Below are 4,632 nucleotides of genomic sequence, written 5' to 3' on the forward strand. Positions count from 1 at the left end.
ACGGGTCCGCCGATCCCCGGCGTCACGACCGTCGCTGGCAGGCCTGTCCTCGCCTCGCCCCCCGAGGTCCTGCTCCCGCCCGGTCAGGCCACCTTCCGGGTCGAGGCGCGGCGGACGGACTCCGGGGCCACCCTCGCGAGTGTCACGACGACCGGTGACACGTGGCGACCGGACGTCCTGTGGCGCGGTATGCGGCGGCCACTGCTCGGCGAGCTCGTGATCTCTGTGATCCCCGGGCTGCGCCGCACCGTGGTGCTCGCGGAGGGCCTGGGCGTCACCTCATACCCGGCCCCTCGGCTCACCAGCGCCCGGGGGCTTCAGCCCGCAGAGGCGGTGATCTCGGCCCCACCGGGCATGACGGTCTCCCCGGCCGCGGCCGCCTACCAGGAGGAGACGGTGACGCGGGAGGTCACCTGCGTCGCCGGCGCGGTGGTCCAGCGCCTGGCCGTGACCCCGCCGCACCTGCGGCTGCGGATCGATCCCGAGCCGGGCAGCGGCGCCGAGGCGACCGGGTGGCACCACGTGGGCCCGCTGCGCCTCACCCACGACGACCTGTGGCGCGGGGGCCTGCTGCGCATCGACCTGCCGGGCGCCGCCACGCCACCGGCGATCACGCTCATGGCGGGCGGAGAACCCGTCCAGGTCCTGGGGGCGCTGCGCGACGGCCGCTACCCGCTGCGCCGCATCCTGGACACGGCGGCCGTCCACGGCGACACCGAGCTCACCATCACCGTCGGCGGGGGAACCGTCGTGACATTCGCCACCGTGACCGGCGCCGGCCCGGCCGATGATCCGTGGACGGTCACACAGGCCTGACATCGCCGCCCCCTCGCGCGGGCCACCCACGAGGGCCCCGAACAGCGGAAAACCCCGACGGGAGATCCTTCAGTGATGGACGTGATTGCCACCGCCGAGCACCTCAGCCTGACGTACCGCCGCTACCTGCGGTCGCTGCTGCCGGTGCGCGACCCGAAGCTCGCGCGGGCGCTGCGGGACGCGATCGACGCCAGTCCGCTGCTGACCAAGGGGCCGGTGCTCGAGGCGACACCGCCGTACGCGGCGGGCGCCAGCCTGCGGCGGCTGATCGTCGACGGTGTCCTGCCCAGCGGGTTCGCCCGGCTCGGCGGGCCCGCGCTGCCGCTGGACCGGCCGCTGTACGCGCACCAGGAAATGGCGATCCGCAAAGCCGCCGCGGGCCGCAACCTCGTCGTCGCGACCGGGACCGGGTCGGGCAAGACGGAGAGCTTCCTGCTGCCGGTCCTCTCCGAGCTCGTCCGACAGCGGGACGCCGGGACGCTGGGTCCAGGGGTCCGGGCGCTGCTGCTGTACCCGATGAACGCCCTGGCCAACGACCAGGTGCGCCGACTGCGGCAGGTGCTCGCGGGCACACCCGAGATCACGTTCGGCCGGTACACCGGGGAGACACCAGAGCGGCCCGCCGAGGGCGCCTCCCTGTTCGAGGCCCTGAACCCGGGCGAGGCCAGGCTCCCGAACGAGCTGCTCTCCCGAACCGAGATGCGCGACAGCCCGCCGCACCTGTTGCTGACCAACTACGCGATGTTGGAGTACCTGCTTCTGCGCCCCGCGGACATGGACCTGTTCGAGGGGCCGCACGGCGGGCACTGGCGCTTCGTCGTGCTGGACGAGGCGCACGTCTACGACGGGGCGAAAGCAGAGGAAGTCGGCATGCTGTTGCGCCGGCTCAAGCAGAAGGTCTTCTTCCAGGGAGAGGACTCCGCCCGCTCGCTGCAGGCCATCGCGACGTCCGCCACCGTCGGCGACAGCCCTGCGGCCGTCATGGAGTTCGCCGCGAAGCTGTTCGACGCCCCGTTCGAGTGGAGTCCCGGCAACCCGAACGGCAGCGAGCTGATCGCAGACGAGACCGGCACCCTTACCGCTCTCCTCGGCTCCCCGGGCACGCGGCGCGCGGCCACCTCGCCGCACCTCGTCCTGGCACCCCAGGTGTGACCGCCCGTAGATGAGCGCCACGCCGGCCCGTCGGATCGGCACATCTGTGACTCTACGTGTTATTTTTCTGCGCACCCCACGTGGCATTGGCTCGAGTCCGGCCTCGCGAACAACTTGGCCCCCGCGTCGTGTTCGGACCCAAGGCGCGCGGGCGTCGGTCAGCCGTTGAGGAGAGTGATGCAGCGCCCGGCCGGGCTGGTCACGGTGGTGATCGCGGTGCGTTCGTCGATGGGAGGCGCGTTCGTGCGCTGGTCGAAGATCGCAAGAGTGCCGATCGGCAACTGGAGTCGGTTGAGGTAGCGGTCCAGCTGTATGAGCCCGGTCTTGAGCGGGTTGGATCCGCCGGTGCGCCAGGCCTTGATCTCAAAACCCTCGCGCTGGACCTGCCGCGGTCCCCCGCGGGGTGCGTAGGGCCAGCGGAGATGAAGGTCGATGCGGCCGGATCCGAGCGCGTATTCGCGTTCGACCTGGCGGCTGTGATCGTCGGTCTCCCGCGGAGCCAAGGCGAGAGCGGAACCCGATGCGGCCGGTAGCCGGCCACTCCGCCGCACACCCGGCGGCCGGTGCCGGGCGAGTGGAGCGGGGGAACACGCGTCAGAGCGGAAGCGGCCTGTAGAGATCGACCGGGCACTCTCGTGACGGTGCTTCGTAATCAGCGGTCGTCATCGCACAGGCGGGCGAAGGCTGGCAGCGTGCTGTGCGCGACCGAGGGGCCACTTTGCCCAGCAGGCGGCGATCCCTGTGATGTGCGGCTGAGCGAGTCACTCGCAACGGGTAGTGTAGGTACGTACCTACCGGGGAGGTGGTCGCGGTGACCATGGTCTCATCGCGAGAGTTCAACCGCGACGTGAGCGCGGTCAAGCGGGCTGCCGCCAGCGGTCCTGTGATCATTACGGATCACGGTCGGCCGTCGCACGTCCTGCTGTCGTTCGCCGACTACCAACGGCTCACGGGCACCGCGGGTAGCCTGGGCGACGCGTTCGTCCTGGACGAGGACATCGACTTCGAGCCCGTACGGCCGCGGGACTCGCTGCGCGAGGCCGACCTGTGAGCTTCCTGCTCGACACCAACATCATCTCCGAGCTCCGCAAGCCCGTGAAACGCAGGGATGACCGATTCAACGCCTGGGCCGACACCCTGTCGCCATCGGACACCTTCCTCTCCGTCATCACCCTGCTGGAACTGCGCGCGGGCATCGAGAACAAGCGACGGCACGACGCCCGACAGGCGGCGGTCCTCGACTCGTGGCTGGACCACAATGTGCTCCCGGCATACACGGGCCGACTGCTCGACATCGATCAGGCCGTTGCCGACTCGGCGGCACGACTCCACGTGCCCGACCGGCGCCCAGCTCACGACGCGCTCATCGCCGCCACGGCTCAGGTCCACAGCCTCACGCTCGTCACCCGCAACGAGTCCGACTTCGCGCCCATGGGGGTCCCACTCGTCAACCCGTGGGCCTCCCACCCGTAGGCAGGTAGGGATATTTACCCGGGCCGCTGTTACTGACGGGAGACGCATGACCCGCGACATCCAGATCACCTTTGACTGCGCAGATCCGGCGGGGCTCGCGGCCTTCTGGGGCGAGGTCCTCGGCTACCGTCCGCAGGAGCCGCCCGCCGGTTTCGCGTCCTGGGAGCAGGCTCTGACTGCGATGGGCGTTCCACCCGAGCGCCACGACGATGCCGCGGCGATGGTCGACCCCGCCGGCTCCGGTCCACGGCTGTTCTTCCAGCGGGTCCCGGAGGGCAAACGGGCCAAGAACCGCGTTCACCTCGACGTACGAGCCGCGTCCGGACTGGAGGGCGAGGCTCGGATGGCGGCGCTGGAGCAGGAGGCGGAGCGACTCGTCGGCCACGGTGCCACCCGACTACACCGCCACGAGCCCACTCCACCGCACGCCGGACACATCGTGATGGCCGACCCCGAGGGCAACGAGTTCTGCCTCGACTGAACAGTGATCGCAGAGCCGTGCCCGGCAGTGATCTTTCTCGACGATTCTACGAGCGGGCGGTCTGGCCGCTGATCGCGGGCGTGCCTCATGCTGCCGCGTTGCTCGGTGAGGGTTCCGAGGTCCTCGGCTTCGATGGCGAGGTTTCCACGGACCACGATTTCGGCCCCCGCGTGCAGCTGTTCGTCCCGCCAGGACTTGACACCACGCCGATCGACGTCGCCCTGGAGAGGCTGCCAGCGCGGTTCGACGGTTTCCCGGTTGTCCTTCCCGACAGCGATCGACTCGACGGCCGGCCCCACCACCAGGTGGAGGTGACCACCGCGCGGGGCGTTCTTCGCAGGCCGGCTCGGCGTCGACCCCGCTGGCGGGATGGACCTGGCGGACTGGCTGCTGGCCCCGACCCAGATCCTGGCCAGCCTCGCTTCGGGTCGCGGCTGGGTGGTGGTTCGCGCGCGGCACGCAGGATGCCGGCGGGCGTCGCGCGTGAGGCGGCGCCTGAGTCGTGCGCCGGAGTGACACGGCTGGCTCGCGCGATGGCCGGGCCGCAGTACACTCAGGTACTGAACCCTCTGCCCCGAAGGGGACATGTCGTGACCTATCGCCTGGAGATCGTCAGCGAGGTCCGGGAGTAGCTGCATGACCTACGTCGAACAGACCGAAGCACCGCGATCCTCATCGGCCAGGCTGTGACCGCTCTTCTCGACGAAGGA

6 protein-coding genes are annotated in these 4,632 nt (G+C 70.4%); 5 read left to right on the forward strand and 1 reads right to left on the reverse strand.

All coding sequences use genetic code 11. The annotated features are described in order from the left end of the window. Window positions 1-816: hypothetical protein (locus AC5LSR_RS21640; protein ID WP_493468909.1), on the forward strand; the 816-nt coding region annotated here is incomplete at its 5' end. 75 nt (window positions 817-891) lie between these two features. Further along, a complete protein-coding gene (locus AC5LSR_RS21645) occupies window positions 892-1,968 on the forward strand; it encodes a DEAD/DEAH box helicase (RefSeq protein WP_250286137.1) in 1,077 nt (358 codons plus the stop codon). A 158-nt stretch (window positions 1,969-2,126) separates the two neighbouring features. On the opposite strand, the gene AC5LSR_RS21650 is transcribed toward AC5LSR_RS21645, so the two are convergent. After that, window positions 2,127-2,471, reverse strand: a complete 345-nt coding sequence (locus AC5LSR_RS21650; RefSeq protein ID WP_250286132.1) for a hypothetical protein — start codon at window positions 2,469-2,471, stop codon at window positions 2,127-2,129. A gap of 314 nt (window positions 2,472-2,785) precedes the next feature. Between AC5LSR_RS21650 and AC5LSR_RS21655 the strand changes: the two genes are divergently transcribed. Genes AC5LSR_RS21655 through AC5LSR_RS21665 form a run of 3 tightly spaced genes read left to right on the forward strand, consistent with a single transcriptional unit; the run spans window position 2,786 to window position 3,922 of the window. Then, entirely contained in the window at window positions 2,786-3,019 is a 234-nt protein-coding gene (locus tag AC5LSR_RS21655) for a type II toxin-antitoxin system Phd/YefM family antitoxin (RefSeq protein ID WP_250286136.1), read from the forward strand. Then, window positions 3,016-3,441 carry a type II toxin-antitoxin system VapC family toxin gene (locus AC5LSR_RS21660; protein ID WP_250286131.1) on the forward strand — a complete coding sequence of 142 codons (426 nt, stop codon included), beginning with the start codon at window positions 3,016-3,018 and terminating at the stop codon, window positions 3,439-3,441. Before AC5LSR_RS21655 ends, AC5LSR_RS21660 begins: the two co-directional genes overlap by 4 nt. A 46-nt stretch (window positions 3,442-3,487) precedes the next feature. Then, window positions 3,488-3,922, forward strand: a complete 435-nt coding sequence (locus AC5LSR_RS21665; protein WP_250286130.1) for a VOC family protein — start codon at window positions 3,488-3,490, stop codon at window positions 3,920-3,922. Window positions 3,923-4,632: the final 710 nt, after the last annotated feature.

The organism is Protofrankia sp. CiP1_Cm_nod4 (genome assembly GCF_982290645.1).

Excerpts from the sequence above, each read along its gene's own strand:
- AC5LSR_RS21665 (WP_250286130.1), top strand. The coding sequence starts at position 3,488 with ATGACCCGCGACATCCAGATCACCTTTGACTGCGCAGATCCGGCGGGG.
- AC5LSR_RS21645 (WP_250286137.1), top strand. The coding sequence starts at position 892 with ATGGACGTGATTGCCACCGCCGAGCACCTCAGCCTGACGTACCGCCGC.
- AC5LSR_RS21655 (WP_250286136.1), top strand. The coding sequence starts at position 2,786 with ATGGTCTCATCGCGAGAGTTCAACCGCGACGTGAGCGCGGTCAAGCGG.